Origin of the sequence: Azonexus hydrophilus, from assembly GCF_038368255.1 — a bacterium.
GTDB lineage: Bacteria > Pseudomonadota > Gammaproteobacteria > Burkholderiales > Rhodocyclaceae > Azonexus > Azonexus hydrophilus.
In genome coordinates this window covers 719671-742103 of the sequence record NZ_CP151406.1, presented here as the reverse complement: position 1 = coordinate 742103, position 22433 = coordinate 719671, and the positions used below count along the sequence as shown (strand labels likewise).

General features: G+C 58.8%; 17 protein-coding genes. 13 read left to right on the top strand and 4 right to left on the bottom strand.

Translation table 11 applies throughout. The features are described 5' to 3' along the window. Positions 1-12: 12 nt before the first annotated feature. The 4 genes from AADV58_RS03590 to AADV58_RS03575 all read right to left on the bottom strand — a co-directional run bounded on the left by AADV58_RS03590 (position 13) and on the right by AADV58_RS03575 (position 7485). Entirely contained in the window at positions 13-2688 is a 2676-nt protein-coding gene (locus tag AADV58_RS03590; protein ID WP_341744117.1) for a tyrosine-type recombinase/integrase, read from the bottom strand. 9 nt (positions 2689-2697) lie between these two features. After that, complete coding sequence (locus AADV58_RS03585; RefSeq protein ID WP_341744116.1) at positions 2698-4683, bottom strand: hypothetical protein; 1986 nt, start codon at positions 4681-4683, stop codon at positions 2698-2700. A 727-nt stretch (positions 4684-5410) separates the two neighbouring features. Then, positions 5411-6811, bottom strand: coding sequence for a heavy metal sensor histidine kinase (locus tag AADV58_RS03580; protein ID WP_341744115.1), 1401 nt, complete (start codon positions 6809-6811; stop codon positions 5411-5413). Beyond that, positions 6808-7485, bottom strand: coding sequence for a heavy metal response regulator transcription factor (locus AADV58_RS03575; protein WP_341744114.1), 678 nt, complete (start codon positions 7483-7485; stop codon positions 6808-6810). Before AADV58_RS03575 ends, AADV58_RS03580 begins: the two co-directional genes overlap by 4 nt. A gap of 170 nt (positions 7486-7655) precedes the next feature. Between AADV58_RS03575 and AADV58_RS03570 the strand changes: the two genes are divergently transcribed. The 13 genes from AADV58_RS03570 (at position 7656) to AADV58_RS03510 (ending at position 22430) form a co-directional block, all read left to right on the top strand. After that, positions 7656-7940 (top strand): hypothetical protein, encoded by a 285-nt coding sequence (locus AADV58_RS03570; protein ID WP_341744113.1) that lies wholly within the window; start codon positions 7656-7658, stop codon positions 7938-7940. Next, positions 7937-9376 (top strand): TolC family protein, encoded by a 1440-nt coding sequence (locus tag AADV58_RS03565; RefSeq protein WP_341744112.1) that lies wholly within the window; start codon positions 7937-7939, stop codon positions 9374-9376. The genes AADV58_RS03570 and AADV58_RS03565 overlap by 4 nt, the downstream gene beginning before the upstream one ends. Positions 9377-9389: 13 nt before the next feature. Then, entirely contained in the window at positions 9390-10799 is a 1410-nt protein-coding gene (locus AADV58_RS03560) for a multicopper oxidase family protein (RefSeq protein ID WP_014237672.1), read from the top strand. A 29-nt stretch (positions 10800-10828) separates the two neighbouring features. Beyond that, on the top strand, positions 10829-11491 hold the full coding sequence (locus AADV58_RS03555) for a cytochrome c (RefSeq protein WP_341744111.1): 663 nt from the start codon (positions 10829-10831) through the stop codon (positions 11489-11491). Between the two features lie 96 nt (positions 11492-11587). After that, positions 11588-12028: a DUF411 domain-containing protein gene (locus tag AADV58_RS03550; protein ID WP_205205072.1), complete on the top strand. Its 441-nt coding sequence runs from the start codon at positions 11588-11590 to the stop codon at positions 12026-12028. Positions 12029-12049: 21 nt separating this feature from the next. After that, on the top strand, positions 12050-12394 hold the full coding sequence (locus tag AADV58_RS03545) for a copper-binding protein (RefSeq protein WP_027458831.1): 345 nt from the start codon (positions 12050-12052) through the stop codon (positions 12392-12394). A gap of 80 nt (positions 12395-12474) precedes the next feature. Next, positions 12475-13746, top strand: a complete 1272-nt coding sequence (locus AADV58_RS03540) for a TolC family protein (RefSeq protein WP_341744110.1) — start codon at positions 12475-12477, stop codon at positions 13744-13746. After that, positions 13743-15374 carry an efflux RND transporter periplasmic adaptor subunit gene (locus AADV58_RS03535; protein ID WP_341744109.1) on the top strand — a complete coding sequence of 544 codons (1632 nt, stop codon included), beginning with the start codon at positions 13743-13745 and terminating at the stop codon, positions 15372-15374. The genes AADV58_RS03540 and AADV58_RS03535 overlap by 4 nt, the downstream gene beginning before the upstream one ends. Before the next feature lie 24 nt (positions 15375-15398). After that, positions 15399-18530 carry an efflux RND transporter permease subunit gene (locus tag AADV58_RS03530; protein WP_341744108.1) on the top strand — a complete coding sequence of 1044 codons (3132 nt, stop codon included), beginning with the start codon at positions 15399-15401 and terminating at the stop codon, positions 18528-18530. A 258-nt stretch (positions 18531-18788) separates the two neighbouring features. Continuing rightward, positions 18789-19025, top strand: a complete 237-nt coding sequence (locus AADV58_RS03525) for a DUF2933 domain-containing protein (protein WP_341744107.1) — start codon at positions 18789-18791, stop codon at positions 19023-19025. After that, entirely contained in the window at positions 19009-19395 is a 387-nt protein-coding gene (locus tag AADV58_RS03520) for a cytochrome c (protein WP_341744106.1), read from the top strand. Before AADV58_RS03525 ends, AADV58_RS03520 begins: the two co-directional genes overlap by 17 nt. A gap of 209 nt (positions 19396-19604) precedes the next feature. Continuing rightward, a complete protein-coding gene (locus tag AADV58_RS03515; protein WP_341744105.1) occupies positions 19605-21953 on the top strand; it encodes a heavy metal translocating P-type ATPase in 2349 nt (782 codons plus the stop codon). Positions 21954-22127: 174 nt separating this feature from the next. Next, entirely contained in the window at positions 22128-22430 is a 303-nt protein-coding gene (locus tag AADV58_RS03510) for a hypothetical protein (protein ID WP_341744104.1), read from the top strand. Positions 22431-22433 lie beyond the last annotated feature (3 nt).

The following is a 22433-nucleotide window of genomic DNA, read 5'->3' as shown; positions in this document are numbered from 1 at the left end:
CTGATCAGGTAATTAGTTGGCGAGCGGGTTAAATTTTTCGACTTTTCCCAGCACGCAAGCTGCGAAAAGAAGTGCATTGAATCCCTTCATGCACAACGTGGCACTCGATGCCCGCTCCGAAAAATCGACACCCGTAATCACTAGGTACACCGGTGGACGTGCGCCACGCACAGCGCATTCTTTGGTCCCCGGAAAAAGTCCAAATTCCTGCATAAAAACAGCTTCCACTTCTTGCAGCAAGCGAACACTTTGGCGATTTGCGATCGGATTGTGGAAAATCCCGATAGATGAGATTGGAATGCCTGCCGTTTTCAGTAGCCTCAGCAACGCCGCTGACCGTGACGGATGAGCCAGCGAAACACAACCATGCTCATAGCACTCAAACCACGAATGAATCGCATCTCGAAAATCCGGCTCATCGAATCGATTACCTAAAAGTTCGCGCAGCGTTCGTAATTTTTTTTGCCTAATTTTTGCGAAGTCGATCTTCCCATGGGCATGGTCAAGCGCGATGCGAAGCTCATCCACCGTATCGAAGCATCGAGTGGTTAGCCTCGAATACCGATTGCCAAGTTTTTCAAGTAGGTTTCTGGCATGTGCGGCAATGTGCGTAATTTCCTCTGTTCTTCGGCAAGATCGCAGTGCTACGGTAGCTGTACCAATGCCGCTCTCAATATCCGTCAACACGTCGATAACCAACGCGAGCGACATGGCAATTCGATGGGAACTCAATGCTGTGCTCACAGCATCCTCCACGTCTGTTTCGCTGTGTGCACTGGGTAAATCGATGGTCGGCAAACATGCCCGGATAAGGCCAAGTTTGAACTGGCCTTCCCCAACTTTGACTTCCCCTCGAATCTGGCGAGAAATACGTTGGCGGTAACTGGCATGGCTTAACGAAACGAACGGTTTAATCTCTGGCCATCGAATTCGCGCAGCAATTGCTGTATCGATCTCCTTCCGCATAGCATCTTCGAATCGATGGACGTAGTTCTTAAAGGTCATGGTCGCGTCGCCGTGGCCTGCCTCTACACTCAAGGAATCAAATGCATTCACATCGATGCCGGATGGATTTAACGAAACATCCATAAACCTGTTCGTGGCCCAGCTATGGCTCAACGAATGGATGCTCACCGATCTGTCACCCGTAGCATCCTTGAGCACACGATTGAGCAGTGATTGCATCTGCCCCGGGCAATGAAGTCGCCCAGGATGCTGTGGGTCACCGAATAAATAATCGTCGGGCAACGCCAGTTCTTCTTGCCGTCGCTGCTTCCAAGACCGGACCAGTACTGAGGTCACAGGGCATTCAATACACTGTGTGCGGCGCCCGTTTTTCGACTTCATGCCGCCATCGGTGTTCGCTGTGCAAATCTCGATTTCTACGGCTTCGCCAATTAACCGGACATTCTTGATTCGGAGCTTCACGATTTCGTTCGTCCTAACCCGGATCGTGCTGGCGATGGCAAATGCGACCTCTGCCTGACAGTTCAGGCGAGACTCATGGCAGGCTTGAGCAAACCAGTCACTGATCGTTTTCATCTCGTGCGGCCAAATCACATTCGCTTTTGGAATCGACTCCGGCAAATCACGGTGAAGTGACTGTGTGCGCGGATCGATGTCAAGCCAACACTCAAGAAAAAAATGCCAACTAGCTAAAGCAGAAGCACAGTTACGCTGCGTCCCAGGAGACTTGCTGTCGATAATTCGCCGGTAAGCGCCATCAAAGTATTCCGCCTCAAGAGACTCCAGCGATTTCCCCCGAAACTCATCAAGCAGGTCGTGGGCGATCGAGCGGACATATTTCGATACCGTCCTCGGAGAAATTTCAGCATCTCCTTGGGTGCCGGATTCCGCGAGATCCGTTGCCCAGGCCAGTATCAAGCTGGAGATGGCACCCTTTCCATGTTTTACGGAAATTCCGAGTAAATTCTTCACCATTGTCGGCCGCGATGCATTGGCCGGCAGACTGGCCATGATTTCATCGACCAGCCAATATCCCCCGTCCTGAGCATCCCCGCTCAGATAAGAATCGAGCGACATTCCAATTGCTGTATCAGCGAGATTTTTTGTTTCAGCCGGTGAGGCAGACACTGTACGCAGTGCCATCTTGGAATTTTCCCGCGCCAGGACGCTGCGCGGCAAAGCTGCCAAACGAACGACACCGATTGCATGCGAAAACCACGGCCCAGCCAGATTGATGGAGAGCCAAGCCTGAGCGTCCTCCAAAAGCATATCGATATGTTTGGCAGTGTTCTGATGCTCAGCCACAGCCGCTAGATGCTCATCCAGCATCTCGACCACCTGCTCTGCTGCAAGCGATAACGCATTGGGTTGCGCGAGCGCGAAGCACGTCCAAAGACTTAAATGACGTCGATCAACTCGGCCGCAATGCTCCAGCCACTCAATGCAATAGGCATTACTCCATTGGTACGCATACCGACATGCGCCGAGCGCTGCGATCAAAGCGCCAGACGTCGCGACACCATCAAATGCAATAAGGCTTGCCGCAAGTCGAACGCTCGCGCTCGGAAATGCAATATCGCCTCGTAGTACCCCCCCTTGGAAACGTTCAAATCGCCTGGCCGCATTTAAAGCTTGAGGGCCGTAGCTAACCGCAAGTGGCCCATAGGGGCGCCCCCGTAGACCTGGGCTGACAGTCATACGAATTGGGGAAACTGGACTCATGCGTCCCCCTTACTTTTTCGACAGTCCGACATGCGCCGCGACACCAAGCTCGGTAAGAACCCGCTCTTGCGCTGTAACGATTTCCAAAAACGACGACATTAAACTTCTATCTGTCGTTGACCGGTGCCCCTCGATGCCTTGGACCTGGTGGCGCAACAACAAGTCGATCGTTGTGCTTTGCACCCCGGCCCGTCGGAGCTCGAGTTCCCAAAAGTGGCGTCCGAAATCCGAGTCGAAGCCGTAATCTTTGGAGCCGGCACGCACCAATTGATGGCAACTGAGCGGACGTGGTCGCAATTCCTTGTCGACCTGAAAAAAGATTTCGACTCGTTCCTGTTTGACGATGGCCTGTAACCTGCGGCGAAGCTCGTGATCTGGTGCAATGCCTTTAGTCGCCAGGCGCCGCTCGAGCGCCTGGCAGTGAGTGCCCCATAGCTTCGCCTGCCGGGCCACTACAGCGTTAACGGGAACCGGCAAAGGGCGCGGCAGATTGCCGACACGCTTGTCAAACAACAAAATTGATTCGGCATCTTCCGTTAGGGCGTCGGCGGTCAGACGGATGCGGGCTGTGCCTCGCGATGCAAGGCAAAACACCGCAATTGATGCGCATACTTCTGCGTATCGATTGTGAAATGAACAGATCGATTCGATCCCCGCGTTTCGGCCCGGAGCCAGCAGTTCTAAGTCATTGCGTAAAGTCGCATGCCAATCCGTGACCGCGGCGCGAGTCGGTGCAACCCTCGATCCGAATGACATTCCTTCAGAGTATGGCGCTGGAGCCCCCCAACCAAGGTTTTCGTAAATAATCCGCGCAACCTCCCAGACCTCTCCGCGCTCGATGTGGCAGTAATAGAGTTTGGATGCCGGAATGACACCGAAATCGTTAGCCAGCACTGCCGCCGCGAGTCGATCTGCTCCACGCTGAATTGCAAAGCCTGCCGCCGAGCGCACAAAGCGCGCGATTGAAGGCTCAATCCCGAGTGCATCATTGTGCAATGCCAGCCGTTTTCCGTCGCAGGTAGCTGCTGGCAGAAGTTCGTGAACGAAGAGTGCGCTCGGCGCCGCATCAAGCCTTTTTGTCAGTATGTCCGCCAAGAAAACTGGTAGCGGTTTCGCGATTATCCGACCGGCGGGTCGGTGGGTCGAGGCATCCCTCGGGTGAGCTGCGTTTGAAAAAACCAGATCCAGGTCAATGCGGAGAATGCCCTCATCAACATCCAGCTCCATCACCCAATCGTCGCTCTCACCGGCTAACGGAATCCGATGCGTCGTACGCAACGACAATCCAGAGAGAAACGTGAGTACCGCAAGAACTGCATCATCACAACCAGCAATTGCCGCATGGCGCAAACTTTGCGCAGCCTCGACGAGAACTAATTGAGACAGGTGCGAATGGTCCAGTACTCCCTGCCGATGCCGGGTATCCGTCAGTAACGACGTACCGCGTAAGGTTTTGATGGCCACGTCTCTGAAGCTCTGCGGTGGTTCCGGTGGCTGGGGGGCTGCCTCAAAGATTTTTATAGCCGCGCGACCCACTTTCCGAAAATGAGGAATCCACGCTGCCTCCCCGTCTTTCGTTTGTGCTGCGGCTGGAAGGAAATCAAGCGCCGGCCCAAGGGCTCGGCGCAGATTCTTTGCATAGCCAGCGGGGAAAACCTTGCCAATTGCCAAGCAATACGCCAGCTCGACCCCTGCGGCTACGAGTAGGCCTTTTGGTACCGGCAACCTGCTCATTTCTAGCATGAGTGCCCATGCTGAATTTTTTATCAGGCGCCGGCGAAGGGGTGCATCCGCGGGATCTAGGCACTGAAGAAAGTGCTTCTCACATTCGTTCTTAAGCATCTCCAGCAACTCGACGATCGCGATGAACTGGGCAGTCGGCGCTGAGAGCACCGCCCCATAAGCCCGTACTGCATGATTGGCTATCGAGATAACGGCGCGCAGCCCCGGCGCATCGACTGGCATGGATAGCGCAGAAGAAATTTTCCGAAGCATTACCTGCGCTTCTGGAGATAGCTGCCGCTGTAACTGCGCAATGGGTGAGAGTGGTGCACTGAAAGGGGTAGTGCTCGTCGAACAAGGTGTACGCATGCTTGAACTTCCTTAAACGCTGAGGGGCCTCCCTGCCGCGGGGGACGAACGAAAAAAACCGACGGCGCTTGTAGCGAGATCGGTTCGTTGGCAGCCTTTGCGGCAAAAAAGACAGCAGCTTCCGCAGCTTAACCTGCGGTCCGTAAGTTCTGGATTTTTAGGACGTTTTTGTCCCTAGGCGAACATTCCAGTTTTTCGGAATGTATTTTTTTCATATGTGAATTTGCCAAGAGCCAAACCCACACCTCAGCCTTCATGAGCCAAGGATTTTGACCGTGGTGACGAAGTACCACGGTAAGCGACGAAATATCGCAATCAGCAATCCTATGTTTACACAGTTAGAGGGGTTTCACAACAGTAGAGGCAATTCACCCTACTCGGCCTGAGTTGCCATTCGACACTCTGGCTGAAATTGTCGGCAATGCGGCGGTAAGCGACCCTTTGACCTTACTACAGAGGCAAGGTCAAGCGAAGAAACTGGCTAAAAATGTTTCGCCGAAGCCCTTAGCCTTCCCTCGATGATGGGTTTTGAACACCCACAAGAGATTCAAATGGCCCCCTCGTCTGTTTCTAGCCCTGTAGTTGAGTTAGAACTTGGTATTGGCGGGATCGATTTACAAAAAGCGGCCCCCTACTGATGGGCACAGGGTAAAGAAAGTGTGAAGCGCGTTTTTCCACCTTCCGAGTTGACGCCAACATCCCCGCCATGAGCCAACACAATAGATTGGGTTATCGCCAGCCCTAAGCCTGAATTTTCGGTCGTGCGCAGGCGCGAACTGTCGACACGGTAGAAACGATCAAACAGGCGGGGCAAATGTTCGGTAGGGATATCGCTCCCTGTGTTCTCGACGGAGACCAAAATCCTACCTTCACGGTTATTGTCGACTCGAACGGTAACCTTGCCCTCGTTCGGCGTGTGGCGCAGCGCGTTGGATAGCAGATTGCTAACCGCCCTGCGCAACATCAATCGGTCTCCGACAATTTGACCGCTACCAGAGAGTGACAAGGCTATCGATTTCTCTTCGGCAAGCACATCGTAATACTCGAGCAAATCGCCAATTTCCTCGGCAAGGTCTATCGCCTCCCGATTGGGGATGATCTGGTTGTTGTCGGCCTTGGCCAGGAAAAGCATGTCGGAAATGGTTCGCGACAAGCGTTCGAATTCTTCTGCGTTCGATGCCAGGATGTCCCGGTAGTCTTCTGCGGAGCGTGCTTTCGAGAGCGTGACCTGTGTCTGGGTCAACAGATTGCTGACCGGCGTTCGCAACTCATGGGCCAAGTCCGATGAAAAATCCGACAGGCGCTGAAAGGACTCTTCCAAGCGCGAAAGCATGCCATTCAGTGTGTCGGCCAGATCCGCCAATTCGCGGGGGATGGCTTCGACCGGCAAGCGGGTATGCAGGCGATTGGCGGTGATCTCAGCCGCCTGCCGCTTAATGGCCAGTAAAGGCAACAGGCCGCGCCGGACGACAAACCAGCCGAGCAATCCCATCGCCAGAGTCGCCAGGCTCATGAACCCCCACAAAGTCTGCCGGAAGGAAGTCATGAAGTGCTCGTGGCGGGTGATTTCGGTGGCAATTGCCACGGTGTAACTACCGCCACCATCGGTGCCTTTTACCATCGAGGAAACTCCCCGCCATGGCTGGCCGTCGTTGCTGTTCCATTTGACGGGTTGCTCGCGCCTTGGTGTCGCGCCAATGCTTAGTAGATTCTGCGGAAACACCATCGCTTCGTTGGCATACAGCATTTCGCCATTCTGGTCATAGACGGCAACGATCAACCCGTGATGCCCCGTCAGCGCATCGTCCAATTGCTGGGTCAGTGTCTCTTTCGGCTGACTATCTGGTTTTCGTTCCAGGACATGCCTTGCCAACTGCATTTTGCCGGTCAGCACATCCAAATCCTGCTCTTCAAAGTGGCGCTCAACCGCATTGCCAATCAGCAGGCCGAGCAGGAACAGCACAAAGGCCGAGGCCAGCGCGAACAGCAGGGTCAGCCGAAGTGTCAGTGAGGGGCCGCGGATCGGGGTCAATCGGTAATCTCCAAAACATAGCCCATGCCGCGCACGGTACGAATCAATTTGGGTTCGTACCCCTCATCAATCTTGACCCGAAGGCGTTTGATGGCGACCTCGATGACGTTCGTGTCGCTGTCGAAATTCATGTCCCAAACCTGGGAGGCAATCAGCGACCGAGGCAGCACTTCGCCCTGGCGGCGTAACAGCAGTTCAAGCAGCGCGAACTCCTTGGCGGTCAGGTCGATGCGTTTGCCGGCACGATTGACCCGGCGGCGCAGCAGGTCGAGTTCGAGGTCGGCGGCGCGCAGGAACTCGGACTCCTTCGCCTTACCGCCCCGCCGCAGCAGGGTCCGGACTCGCGCCAACAGTTCGGAGAAGGCAAAGGGCTTCACCAGGTAGTCGTCGGCGCCCAACTCCAGTCCCTTGACCCGATCCTCGACCTGGTCACGTGCTGTCAGAAACAGCACGGGCATTTCCTTGCCGGCCCGGCGAATGCCTTGCAGCACCTGCCACCCGTCGATGCCCGGAAGCATGACGTCGAGGATCGCCAGATCATAGGCCTCGGTCAGCGCCAGATGCAGCCCGTCGAGGCCGTTGACGGCCAAATCCACGACGAAGCCCGCCTCGACCAACCCCTGTTTGAGGTAGGTGCCGGTTTTGGTTTCGTCTTCCACCACAAGAATTTTCATTGTTCTCTCCACCAATCATTGGCTATTGATGGCGCATTTTCCGTCGCTTTTAAAGGCTAATTGCCTAGATTACGGAAATGTAATCCGCAAGTCAGCAAGATGTTGGTTTGGCGAAAGCATGATGTCGATCATCGGGGCAAAAGACTCCGCATATTCCCAATGGAGGCATCATGAAAATCATGGCGTTAACGGTCGCGCTCGCCGCGACACCCGCCTGGGCCGATTCCCATCCGCCCAAGGAACCGATACCCGAAACACCCTACCAATCGGCTTTCGCGGATTACAAACCGTTCCAGGATGAGACGCTGCATGACTGGCGTCAGGTCAATGGCGAGATGGGTCGCCTGCGCGGACACATGGGGCATCTTGAAACCGGCCAAGCGGCTGGACAGCCAGCCCATGAGCACGGAAACCCTGCTGAACGCCCCTCACAGGCGACCGGAGATAAGCCATGACGTCCGCTCTCTCTTTGTTGCCGATGCGTCGCGGAAAACTGCTTGTCGCCACCGTCGGAATTCTCGGTTTGGCCGGTTGTGCCACGTTTTCGGACGATGGTGGGTTCGGCCGTGTCGAGCAAACGACCCGCGAGCGTCTGGACAAGGACGTCCAATGGGCGCGCAGCGATGCGGAGCGCTCGACACTGCAGGCCCGGGTCGGCGAACTGCTCGCCAATCCGCTAACGGCGGATGACGCGATTCAGCTTGCGCTCTACAACAATCGCGGCTTGCAGGCGGCGTTTTTCGACCTGGGGATCGGCGAGGCCGAACTGGTACAGGCGGGACGCTTGCCCAATCCTCATTTCTCGATGTTGCGTGCCAGCAAACCTGAGAACGGCATCCGTGAATACAAGATTGAACAGGCGCTGACCTTCAACATCTTCGCCCTGATCACCATGCCGCTGGCGGTCGAGGTGGAGAAACGCAAATTCGCCCAGGCGCAGCAACTGGCGGTGATCGATGTGGCCCGCCTGGCCGCTGAGGCCCGCCAAGCTTATTACACGGCGCTGGCTGCCGAGGAGTCCGTGCGTTACCTGCGTAAAGTCAGGCAGGCCGCCGAGGCAGGTGCCGAACTGGCCCGGCGCATGGCGTTGGTGGGCAATTTCAGCAAACTGCGCCAGACTCGCGAGCAAGCGTTCTATGCCGATGCGGCTTTAAACCTGGCCAGATCGGAGCAGTCGGCAATCGCGGCACGCGAACGCCTTGCGCGCGTGCTGGGCCTGCCTGATCGCAATGCCATTCGCCTGCCCGAACGACTCCCCGATTTGCCCAAGACGATCGACGAGTTGCCGGGTGTCGAGCAGGCGGCGCTCGACAAACGCCTCGATCTGCAGGCAATCCGCCTCGAAACCGAGGCGCTGGCGAAGAATCTTGGCCTGTCCAAGGCGACCCGTTTCATCAACGTTCTCGAAGTCGGCCCGGCCCGGGTGCTCGAAGGCGCACGCGACAGCGGCTACAAGAAAGGCTACGAAATCAGCTTCGAATTGCCGATTTTCGATTGGGGTGGTTCCAAGGTGGCCAAGGCTGAATCGATTTACATGCAGGCGGTGGAGCGTGCCGGCGAATCGGCAATCAATGCCCGCTCGGAGGTTCGTGAGGCCTATCACGCCTACCGAACCAATTACGACATTGCCCGCCATTACCGTGACGAGGTGATCCCCCTCAACAAGCGGATTTCGGACGAGAACATGCTCCGCTACAACGGCATGCTGATTGGCGTTTTCGACTTGCTCGCTGATGCCCGGACGCAGATCGGTAGCGTCAACAGCTATATCGAAACCTTGCGCGATTTCTGGATCGCTCGCGGTGATTTGGAAATGGCGATGATCGGCAAGCCGTCTTTGAATGCTTCGGCCCGAGCCACCATTGCGGTCACCGGCCGCGCCGACCATTAAGGGGACATCCATCATGACCACACGTCGCGATTTTTTCAAAAACCTTGGCATGGCTGGCGGTGCCGTGGCGGCTGCCTCTGTCAGTTCCGTCGCGCTTGCCGCGTTGCCCGAACTGGTGTCCATGGACAACCCGGACACGGCATCTCCACTGACTCCGCCCAACGGACGTCCCTACAATCCGGTCGTCACCCTTAACGGCTGGACTCTGCCTTGGCGCATGAACAACGGCGTCAAGGAGTTTCATTTGGTTGCAGAACCGGTTGTCCGCGAAATCGCTCCCGGCATGAAGGCTCACCTGTGGGGTTACAACGGACAAAGCCCCGGCCCGACCATCGAGGTGGTCGAGGGCGACCGGGTACGTATCTTTGTGACCAACCGGCTGCCGGAGCACACAACCATTCACTGGCACGGCCAGCGCTTGCCCAGCGGCATGGATGGCGTGGGCGGTCTCAACCAAAAGCAGATTCCGGTCGGCAAGACCTTCGTCTACGAGTTCGTCGCGCGTCGCCCCGGCACTTTCATGTATCACCCGCACGCTGACGAGATGACGCAGATGGCGATGGGCATGATGGGATTCTGGGTGACCCACCCGAAAGAGCGCCACCCGCTTATCGAAACTGTCGACCGCGACTTCTGCTTCCTGTTGAATGCCTACGATATCGACCCCGGCAGCTACACGCCCAAGGTCAACACGATGCTCGATTTCAACCTCTGGACCTGGAATAGCAGGTCATTCCCCGGGATCGACTCGCTCAACGTCCGCAAGGGAGACAAGGTCCGCATCCGGATCGGCAATCTGACCATGACCAATCATCCCATGCACCTGCACGGACACGAATTTGTCGTCAGTGGCACCGATGGCGGTCCGACGCCAATCGGCTCGCGTTGGCCCGAGGTGACCACCGACGTGGCGGTCGGCCAGATGCGGCAGCTTGATTTTCTCGCTGACGAAGAAGGCGACTGGGCTTTCCATTGCCACAAAAGTCATCACACGATGAACGCCATGGGGCACGACGTGCCGACCATGATTGGCGTTGATCACCGAGGCGTCGTCAAGCAGATCACGGACTTGATACCCGACTACATGGTGATGGGGGAACGCGGGATGGCCGACATGGGCGAGATGGAAATGCCCATCCCCGACAACACGCTGCCGATGATGACCGGCCAAGGCCCTTATGGTGCGGTTGAAATGGGGGGCATGTTCTCCGTCCTCAAGGTCCGTCGCGACCAGAAACCAGGCGACTATCGCGATCCGGGATGGTACAAACAGCCAAAAAACACCCAAGCCTATGAATGGACCGGACCGGTGGCGGCCGCAACCCGCAGCCACGATGCCGGCAAGGGCGCGATGCGCCCAGCGGGCAAAGCGCAATCCCAGGAGGTCGTGGTCAGGAAGCCTGGCAGCCACGGCCAACACTGAAATCACACCCATATCGCAGGAGATTTGTCATGAACAAACTACTCTTGGGCGCTCTGGCTACCATCGGCTTGGGCGCGGCAACGGCTGGGATCGTCGTCGTGGCCGGCGTCGTCGATGTCGGTGCCGACACCCCCCACAGTTCATTCACCTACCAGGCGCTGACGTTTGCCCGCGAAAGGGCCATTGCCAGCCGTACGGGTGAAATCCAGATCCCGGCTGATCTTGCCGATCCCGAGCGCGTGCGACGCGGGGCCGGCAACTATGCTGCAATGTGCGTCAATTGCCATTTGTCTCCGGAAGCGCCAGATTCGGAGATTCGCAAGGGGTTGTATCCGACTCCCCCCAATCTTTCCGAAAAACCGGCGGCGCCATCGTCACGTGACGCTGCCCGCGATTTCTGGATCATTAAGCACGGCATCAAGGCTTCCGGTATGCCGGCCTGGTCGAAGGGCGGCATGGAGGATGAGGCCATTTGGGACCTGACGGCCTTCCTGCAAAAGATGCCTTTGCTGTCGGCGACCGCCTACGAGCAACTGGTGGCAGCCAGTGATGGTCATTCCCATGGCGGACTGGAAGGCCACGAGCAGGGGCATGGAGGCCACGAAGAGGCACCAGCAGCCCCGGTCGAGGAAAAGCCGGTGGCCAAGGGCAAAAATGCGCACAGCCATGACCACGGAGCGCACAAACATTAACCCCATAAAGATTACAAAAATGTAATCCGACGGACAGCAAATTGTTGGCGTCGGCTATCCATACTGACGCCACTCGACTGACACAGGAGCTTCGCCATGCGTAACCCCTTTCTTGTTCTTGCTTTGAGCTCCGTCCTCGGCGCCGGCCTTTCCACTGCCGTGGCGGCCGGCGAAATGGTGGATGTTTACAAGAGCCCGAATTGCGGTTGCTGCGGCAAGTGGGTCGATCATCTGAAAAATGCGGGCTTCGAGGTCCGCTCGCACAACGTCATGGACGTCCCGGCGGCCCGCAAACAATTGGGGATGCCCGATCGGCTGGGCTCCTGCCACACCGCCAAGGTGGCCGGCTATGTGGTCGAAGGCCATGTGCCGGTTGCCGACATCCAGCGTCTGCTCAAGGAAAAACCGAAAGCCCTCGGCATCGCGGTGCCGTCGATGCCGCCAGGATCGCCGGGCATGGAAAGCCCGAGACCCGTCCCCTACAACACGATGCTGGTCCAGGCCGGTGGCGAAACCAGCATCTTTGCCAAACATTGATCCCCCAAACAGGAGAAACTCATGAAAGCACTTATCACCGCCTCACTGATCGCCTTTTCCACCCTCGGCGCCGTTTCTGCCCAAGCTGCAAGCGACCATGCCGGGCATGCCATGGCCTCGCCGAGCGCCGCGTCTGCTGAAATGCAGATGATCGACGCTCAGGTCAAGAAAGTGGACAAGGCAGCCGGCAAAGTAACCTTGTCGCATGGCCCACTGACCAACCTGAACATGCCGGCGATGACCATGGTACTCAAGGTTTCCAATGTCGCCTGGTTGGACCAGATGAAAACCGGCGATAAGATTCGCTTCATGGCCGAAAACGTGAATGGTGCCATCACCGTCGTCCATTTCGAACCCGCCAAATAACCCAATCGACTGACGGCGAGACGGTGCTTACCTCTCGCTGTCAGCATGCTTCATAAAAACAAATATTGCAGGGAGGTCGCATGCGCCGACTCAGGCCGTTACCCATTTTGATCCTGGCGCTTGCCACCGCCTTTGGGTCGCCCGTGCTTGCCCAAGACGCCGCCCTTGGTGCGAACGTGGACAGCCTGATCAATTATGCCAAGACACGCAATCCGGAGTACGCCGCGATGCAGGCCGAGGCCGAAGCGTCAGGCGAGCGGGTGACGCCGGCCGGTGCCTTGCCCGACCCGAAGTTTCGGACCGAGTTGCGTGACATAACGCGGATGGGCGAACAGAGTGCCACGCTAGCCCCAAATCGCGTCGGCAGCACCCGTTACTTGCTGATGCAGGACATACCCTGGTTCGGCAAGCGCGACCTGAAGCGCGAAATCGCCGAGCTTGAGGCCGAAGGTGCCAAGGGGCGTGCGCTGGGCACCTGGGCCGACATCGCTGGCCGGATCAAGGTGAATTTTGCCCAGCTTTATTACGTGCACCGCAACGAGCAACTGACCCGGGAAATCCTCGACCTGATGACCCGCCTGGAAAAAATCGCCCGGGTCCGCTACGCCGGCGGCCTGGCCGCCCAGCAGGACGTCATTCGCGCCCAAGTCGAACAGACCACGCTGCGCGATGAACTAATCGCGCTGGAAGCCGAGCGCCGTCAACTGCATGCCCGCCTGAACGCCTTGCTGGCCCGGCCGGGCCATGCGCCGCTGGCCGCGCCGAGCCAGTTGCGGCCGCTGCCGGCGCCGGCCAGGCTCGATTATGTCGCCCTCGAAGAGCGCGTCCGCGCCCGGAATCCCCAGTTGTTTACCGACGAGTCGCGGATCAGGGCAGCCGAAAAAACCCGCGACCTGACCTACAAAAACCGCTATCCCGATTTTACGCTGGGCGTATCCCCCACCCAGTACCGGAACGAGGTCAAGGAATGGGAGTTGATGCTCGAAATGAACATCCCGCTGCAGCAGTCGTCGCGCCGGGCCCAGGAACGCGAATCCGAATCCATGCTGAATGCGGCCAGGGCGCGCAAGGAAGCGACCGCGAATCAGGTACTTTCCGAACTGTCGGAGAGTCTGGCCGGCATCGAAGCGGCCCGCCAGACCGAAAATCTGCTGAGCAACAGCCTGCTGCCGCAGACCGAACTGACTTTTCAGGCCGCCATCGCCGGCTACGAAACCGGCAAGGTCGATTTCGCCACGCTGCTCGACGCCCAGCGGCAGATCCGCCAGGCCAGACAAAACCTGATCAAGACACAGGCCGAGGCGCAAATGCGCCTGGCCGAAATCGAACGACTTTTAGGGGAAGATCTATGAACAAGGGTGCAGGATTGGGCATCGGCGTCATCGCGCTCGCCATCGCGGCCGGCGGCGGCTATTGGCTGGGCGGCAAAGGCGGCACCTCCCACGGTGAAACCGCAGCACCGATGGCAGCCGCGTCCACCGAGCCGGCCAAAAAAGAAAAGAAACTGCTTTATTACCGCAACCCGATGGGGCTGCCCGACACCTCGCCGGTGCCCAAGAAAGACCCGATGGGCATGGACTACATCGCCGTCTATGAAGGCGAGGATGACGACGAGCCGGCGGCCGCCAATCAGATCAAGATCAGCACCGAGAAGGTGCAGAAACTGGGTGTGAGGACCGAAGTCGCCCAATTGCGCGTCCTTGACAAGGTGGTCCGCGCCGCCGGTCGGATCGAGCCGGACGAGCGTCGCATCTACGCGATTTCCCCCAAGTTCGAGGGCTACGTCGAACGCCTGCACGTCAATGTCACGGGCCAGCCGGTCAGCAAGGGGCAGCCGCTGTTTGAGGTGTATAGCCCGGAACTGGTTTCCGCCCAGCGCGAATACGCGATTGCCGCCCAAGGCGTCGAGTCGCTGAAGGAAGCCGGCGGCCAAGCGCGGGACGGCATGAAGCAACTGGCCGATTCAAGCCTGTTGCGCCTGAAGAACTGGGATATTTCGGAAGAGCAGGTCAAGGCCTTGGCGAAGTCCGGCGAAGCGCGGCGTACGCTGACTTTCCGCTCGCCGGTTTCCGGCATCGTCACCGAGAAGAAGGCGCTACAGGGCATGCGTTTCATGCCGGGCGAGGCGCTTTACCAAGTGGCTGACCTGTCGGCCGTCTGGGTGGTCGCCGACGTGTTTGAGCAGGACATCGGCCAGGTCAGGACGGGGGCCAAGGCCAAGGTCAGGATCAACGCCTACCCGGACAAGACCTTCGAAGGCACGATCAGCTATGTCTATCCGACCTTGAACACCCAAACCCGCACGGTACCGGTTCGCGTCGAATTGGCCAATCCGGGGCTGCTGCTCAAACCGTCGATGTTCGCCCAGGTCGAACTGCCGGTGGGTACCAAAGGCCAGGTGGTCACGGTACCGACTTCCGCCGTCATCGACAGCGGTGCCCGCCAGATTGTGCTGATCCAGCAGGGCGAAGGTCGCTTCGAGCCACGCGAAATCAAGCTCGGTGGCCGCAGCGACAATCATGTCGAAGTGCTGGAAGGTGTCAAAGATGGCGAGCAGGTGGTGGTCGCCGCCAACTTCCTGATCGATGCCGAGAGCAACCTCAAGGCAGCGGTCGGCGGTTTTGGCCATGCCGCCCATGGCGCCGCCCCAAAAGAAGGGCAAGCGGTAGCACCCGGACAGCCAGCCGCCAAAGGCGCCAGCCACCAGGCCGAAGGCACGGTGGATGGCGTCGATGCGGCAGCCGGCACAATCAGCCTCAATCACGGCCCGGTCGCCAGCCTCAAATGGCCGGCCATGACCATGGAGTTCAAGGCCGCCAACGCATCGCTGCTGCAAGGGATAAAACCGGGAGCCAAAGTCGCCGTCGAGTTCGTCGAGCGGCAGCCCGGCGAATGGGTGATTACGGCCGTCAAGCCGCTGCCAGCAAACCAGGGAGCCGGCACGCCGGCCGCCGGGGCCAACCCGCACGCCGGTCACTGACCGAGAACCACGGAGAGTCACCCCATGTTGGCCAATATTATCGAATGGTCGGGTCGGAACCGCTTCCTGGTTCTGCTCGCCACCTTGTTCATCACCATCGCTGGCATTTATGCCGTGTTGCGCACGCCGATCGATGCCTTGCCTGATCTTTCGGACGTGCAGGTCATCGTCTATACCGAGTATCCCGGCCAGGCGCCGCAGGTAGTCGAGGACCAGGTGACCTATCCGCTGACCACAGCCATGCTGTCGGTGCCGAAATCCAAGGTAGTACGCGGCTTCTCGTTCTTCGGCGCCTCTTTTGTGTACATCATCTTCGAGGATGGCACCGACATCTACTGGGCACGCTCGCGGGTGCTGGAATATCTGAATTTTGCCTCCAGCCGCATGCCAAAGGGCGTCACCCCCTCGCTCGGACCGGACGCCACCGGCGTCGGCTGGGTTTACCAGTATGCGTTGCTCGCCAAAGACAAGACGCTGGCCGAACTGCGCACCATCCAAGACTGGTACGTCCGCTATCAACTGACCAAGGCCCATGGCGTCGCCGAAGTCGCTTCGATCGGCGGCTTCGTGCAGACCTATCAGGTCACGGTCGACCCGGTCAAGCTGCGTTCCTACGGCATCCCGCTGATGAAGGTGGCGCAGGTTATCCGCGACTCGAACCGCGATGTCGGCGGACGCGTCGTCGAGATGGCCGAAACCGAGTACATGGTGCGCGGTAAGGGTTACCTGCGTGGTAAGAGCGACCTCGAAACGCTGGTCCTCAAAAGCGACAAGGGCACGCCAGTGCTGATCCGCGACATCGCCCGCGTCGAACTGACGCCCGACGAACGGCGTGGCCTGACCGAACTCAACGGTGAAGGCGAAGTCGTGTCGGGCATTGCCATGGCGCGATATGGTGCCAACGCGCTGGAAGTCATCCACAATCTAAAAACCCGGATAGCCGAAATCGGTCCCGGCTTGCCTGAGGGCGTCACGGTACAGACGGTGTACGACCGTTCCGAACTGATACACAACGCCATCGACACGTTGAAACGGACGCTGATTGAGGAAGCGATCATCGTTGCACTGGTCTGCATCGTCTTCCTAATGCACGTTCGTAGCGCTCTGGTCGCCATCCTGATGTTGCCGGTCGGCGTGCTGATCGCTTTCATCGCCATGCGCTCGCTGGGCATGAATTCCAATCTGATGAGTCTGGGAGGCATTGCCATCGCCATCGGCGCCATGATCGACGCCGCCATCGTGATGATCGAGAACGCCCATAAGCACCTGGAGCGCCTGCCCGAGGAGCACACCAAGGCCGAGCGCGCCGACGCCATGCTCGCCGCCTGTAAGGAAGTCGGCCCAGCGCTGTTCTTCTCGCTGCTCATCATCACGGTTTCCTTCCTCCCGGTGTTCGCGCTGGAAGGCCAGGAAGGGCGGCTTTTCTCGCCGCTCGCCTTCACCAAGACCTTCTCGATGGCCGGCGCCGCGCTGCTTTCGGTGACACTGGTGCCTGTCCTGATGATGCTGTTCATCCAAGGCAAGGTCATGCCGGAAGCGAAAAATCCGGTGAATCGTTTCCTGATCTGGGCCTATCGGCCGATCATCGTCGGCGTCATGCGCTGGAAGAAAATGACCATCGTTGCTGCCGTCGTTGCCTTGGTGGCCTCTATTTACCCAGCCTCTCAACTCGGCTCGGAGTTCATGCCGACGCTCAACGAAGGCACCTTGCTCTACATGCCGGCTTCGCTGCCCGGCATGTCGATCACCAAGGCTGCCGAGTTGATGCAGACGCAGAACAAGATCATCAAGAGCTTCCCGGAGGTCGCTTCGGTTTATGGCAAGGCTGGGCGCGCCAACACGGCAACCGATCCAGCGCCGACGGAGATGTTCGAGACGGTGATCAATCTGAAGCCGGAATCCGAATGGCGCCCGGGCCTGACCACCGACAAGCTGATCGCCGAACTCGACAAGGCGCTGCAATTCCCCGGCGTCGCCAATTCGTGGACGATGCCGATCAAGGCGCGCATCGACATGCTGTCCACCGGCATTCGCACGCCAATTGGCATCAAGGTCTTCGGCAAGGATCTCGGCGAGATGGAAAAAATGGCCAAGGAAATCGAGGCTGTGGTCAAAGCAGTGCCTGGTACGACCAGTGCCTTCGCCGAGCGCATCACCGGTGGTTTCTACCTCAACATCGAACCCGACCGCGAACAACTGGCGCGCTACGGCCTCGCCGTCGGCGATCTGCAGGATGTGATCGGCACGGCGCTGGGCGGCGAGATGGTGACAACCACGGTCGAGGGACGGGAACGTTTCGGCGTCACCATCCGCTATCCGCGCGAACTACGCTCAGATCCACAGCAGATCGCTCGTGAGGTGCTGATTCCGACTATGGATGGTGCAATGATTCCTCTCGGGCAATTGGCCAAGGTCGTCGTCGCCAAGGGTGCGCCCAGCATCCGTACCGAAAACGCCTTGCTCTCTGCCTATATTTACGTCGACATCCGCGACCGTGACATTGGCAGTTATGTCGCCGACGCCAAGAAAGCGGTCGCCGAACAGGTCAAGCTCCCACCCGGCTACTACGTCACCTGGAGCGGCCAGTTCGAGTACATGGAACGGGCTATCGAGAAAATGAAGATTGTCATCCCGGTGACGCTGTTGATCATCTTTCTGCTGCTTTACCTGAACTTCAAGCGACTGACCGAAACCCTGATTGTCATGCTGTCGGTGCCGTTTGCGTTGGTCGGCGGGGTCTGGTTGATGTGGTTGCTTGGTTATAACCTGTCCGTCGCTGTCGCCGTGGGCTTCATTGCCTTGGCCGGGGTTGCGGCGGAAACCGGGGTGATCATGCTGATTTACCTCGATCATGCTTGGGAAGAATTGAAGGCCAAACGCCGGACGGAAAATCAGGAGCCAACGCTGCACGATCTCTACGAGGCCATCATGGAAGGCGCCGTGGAACGGGTTCGCCCGAAAATGATGACGGTGGTGGCCATCATGGCCGGCCTGCTGCCCATTATGTGGGGCACCGGCACCGGTTCCGAAGTCATGAGCCGCATTGCGGCGCCGATGGTCGGCGGGATGATCTCTTCGACGGTCCTGACCCTCGCGGTGATTCCGGCAATCTACGCGCTGGTTAAACAATGGCGCCTGAATCGGGGTGTCGAGTAATGAATCTTATCAACGCAAGGAGAACGTGATGTCGAAGAAGCTCTTGGTGGTTGCTGTGACGGTAGTCGGACTGTTGCTGGGCGGGTGTGCCAGTAGTGAATATGCGGGCGGCTCCGGAAACGACTCGCACGCCGGTCATTCCCACTAATCGGTTCCCATGCTTGGTACCAGAGCTGCCAAGCAAGGCACCACCAGCCAGCCGCTCATTTTCTGTTCTACCGTTCCACCCGGTGTCAATCAAGAACATGGAGTCAGCTCATGAAAGCAGAATCTGAACATCATCACCCCGAGCCGTGGTATCGATCTCGTGGCGCGGTCGTCGCTGCCATGATCGCGGTCACCCTGGGGTTCTTCATCGTTCGCGAGCATTGGGAACATCTAGCCGGACGGTGGATTTATTTGCTCCTCCTGCTCTGCCCGTTGATGCACTTCTTTGGTCACGGCGGACATAACGGTCACGGCAAGGAAAAAGGCAGCGATGAACAAAATTCGTAGACGACAGTTCGCCGTGGGGTTGATCGCGTTGTTCAGTCTGTCGGTGCAAGCCCAAAGCTGGCAGGTGCCCAAACCCAGTCCAGGCCTGATGCCCAATCCGGCAGCCGGCAAGACACTATTCGCGAAACATTGCGCGGCCTGTCACGGTACGGAATTGAAAGGTTCGGACAAGGGACCGCCTCTCCTGCACCGCATCTACGAGCCCTCGCACCATGCCGACGCCGCCTTCCAGCTCGCCGCGAAGAACGGCGTGCGCGCCCACCACTGGAAATTCGGCGATATGGCGCCCGTGCCGCAGGTAACATCCGACGACGTGGCACACATCACGGCCTATGTGCGCAGCGAGCAGCGCAAGGTTGGTATCGACTAAATAGAAAGTAGTCATGAGGCAAAATCTGGCTGGAGCCTGTGCAACTTTAGCAAGATCCCTTTTGCGGTCGGCTTTCTCTCCTGCGCGACTGTTGCTGATGGCCTTGCTGCAGAGCAAGGCCAATTTTTTCTAAATTGTCCCACGGGGCATGCTGGATCAACTTTGAGCAAATTGCATAGTTGTGATTTTTTGATTAAAGGGAAGTAGCCATGACCAGCGAACACTCAGGGCAACATCACGACCATGCTCATCATCACAACCATTCGTCGTCGGTTTTGAAATCCATGTCGAGCAACGTTATCGATCCCGTCTGCGGCATGACCGTCAAGCCGGACTCGGCCCATGCGACGGATCTGGATGGCATCCATTACCGATTCTGCAGTGCCAAATGCAAGTCAAAATTCGATGCCGAACCGGCGCGCTACCTGGCGCCCGAGCCTGAAGAGGCCGCCGTTCCGGGCGCCGAGTACACCTGCCCGATGCATCCGGAAATCCGGCAGATCGGCCCCGGCACCTGCCCCAAGTGCGGCATGGCGCTCGAACCGCTGCTACCCGATTTAGACAAGGACGAGGACAACACCGAGTACCTGGACTTCCGCCGCCGCTTCTGGGGCAGCCTGCCGCTGACCGTGGTCGTGGTCGTCCTGGCGATGGTCGGGCACCGGCTGGAAGGTCTATCGCCAGCGGCCCGCACTTGGGGCGAACTGCTGTTCAGCCTGCCCATCGTGCTCTGGGCTGGCGCGCCGTTCTTCGTGCGGGGCTGGCAGTCGCTTGTCCAGCGCAGTCCTAACATGTGGACGCTGATCAGCCTCGGCACCGGTGCGGCATTCGCTTACAGCGTCGTGGCGGCGCTAGTGCCTGGCCTGTTTCCACCTTCCTTCATTGCCCACGGCCGGATCGGCGTTTATTTTGAGGCGGCAGCGGTCATCATCTCGCTGACCCTGCTCGGCCAAATGCTTGAACTGCGCGCCCGTTCGCAGACCACGGCCGCCATCAAGTCGCTGCTCGGTCTTTCCCCGAAGACGGCCCGCCGCATCAACCCGGACGGCATAGAGGAGGATGTGCCGCTGACTCATGTCCATGTCGGCGACATGTTGCGCGTACGTCCTGGCGAGAAGGTGCCGGTAGACGGCGCAGTGATCGAAGGCTCGAGCGCCATCGATGAAGCGATGCTCACCGGCGAGCCTCTGCCGGTAACGAAACGCCCCGGCGACCAGGTGATCGGTGCCACCATGAACACCGCCGGCAGCCTGGTCATCCGTGCCGAGAAGGTCGGCGCCCAAACCATGCTCGCCCAGATCGTCCAGATGGTCGCCCAGGCCCAGCGCTCGAAGGCGCCGTTGCAGCGGCTGGCCGACGTCGTCGCCGGCTATTTCGTCGTCGTCGTGGTCGCCATCGCCGTAATCAGTTTCTTCGCCTGGGGCTTGTTCGGCGGCGAGCAGGGCTGGGTCTTCGGCCTGATCAACGGCGTTTCGGTGCTGATCATCGCCTGTCCCTGCGCCCTCGGGCTAGCGACGCCGATGTCGATCATGGTCGCCACCGGCAAGGCAGCAACCCAGGGCATCCTGTTCCGCGACGCGGCGGCCATCGAGCGACTGCGCGAGGTGGACACGCTGATCGTGGACAAAACCGGCACCCTGACCGAAGGGCGGCCAGCCTTCGAACGTGTGCTGGCTGCACCCGGCATCGTCGAGGACGAGGTACTGCGCCTGGCGGCCAGCCTTGACCAAGGCAGCGAGCATCCGCTAGCCGACGCCATCGTCCGCGCCGCCCGCGAACGCGGTCTTGCCCTCGACAAGGCCGAGCAGTTCGAATCGGCCAGCGGCATCGGCGTACGCGGGACAGTCGGCGGCCAGCGCCTGGCCCTTGGCAACGCCGCGCTGATGGCCGAGGACGGCATCGATATCGACGCCCTCGCCGGGGAAGCGGAAACCCTGCGCCAAAGCGGGGCCAGCGTCATGCATCTGGCGGCCGATGGCCGCCTGCTCGGTTTGCTGGCAGTCGCCGACCCAATCAAGGCGAGCACCCAGGAAGCCCTGAGCATTCTGAGTCAGGCCGGGCTGCGCATCGTGATGGCCACCGGCGACGGCCTGACCACCGCCCAGGCGGTCGGTGCCAGACTGGGCATCGAGGAGGTGCATGGCGAGGTCAGGCCTGCCGACAAACTTGCGCTGGTTGAGCGTTTGCAACGCGAAGGGCGGATCGTGGCGATGGCCGGCGACGGTATCAACGACGCGCCGGCGCTGGCCAAAGCGGATGTCGGCATCGCCATGGGTACCGGCACCGACGTCGCGATGAACAGCGCCCAGTTGACGCTGGTCAAGGGCGACCTGCGCGGCATCGCCCGCGCCCGTCTGCTCTCCGTCGCAACGGTCGGCAACATGCGCCAGAACCTGGCCTTCGCTTTCCTCTACAACGCCCTCGGCGTGCCGGTCGCGGCCGGTATCCTCTATCCCTTCTTCGGGCTGGTGCTGTCGCCGGTAATTGCGGCTGCGGCGATGAGCCTGTCGTCGGTCAGCGTGGTCGCCAATGCGCTGCGTCTGCGCGGGCAGCAATAAAACCGAGATTTGCTGATGTCTTCCCGATTGCCTGACCTCTTTGCGAACAATACGGAAACAAGCTGGCAAAATGGTGAACGGGTTGTAATGCCCCCGTTATGGGCGTGACAGCTACCCACAGGCAAACTCTCCCTATGAGGCAATGGGCCTTGAACGTGCCGCAGGGAGAAAATCATGTCCGCACACAATTCGTTCGCCATCTTCAATGCACCTTCCGACTTCCATTTGGATTTGGTTGCCCGGTTGGTTGGCGTGAATCTCGACTGTTTGGAAAAGATGATTTCCACGCAGATTTCCCCGCTCAAGGAACTCCTTGAGCGAACACCGTCGTTTTCTCTGGGGGAGCCTGGGCAAAGCAGGGCATGGTGGGCTGCTGTCGGCTATTCCTCCATCGAGTATTGGAAGACATACACCCTCGATAGTTTGGAATACCAGCACCGGGTTTTGCAGGCGCTGGCCCAACATTCGACAAAGTGAACT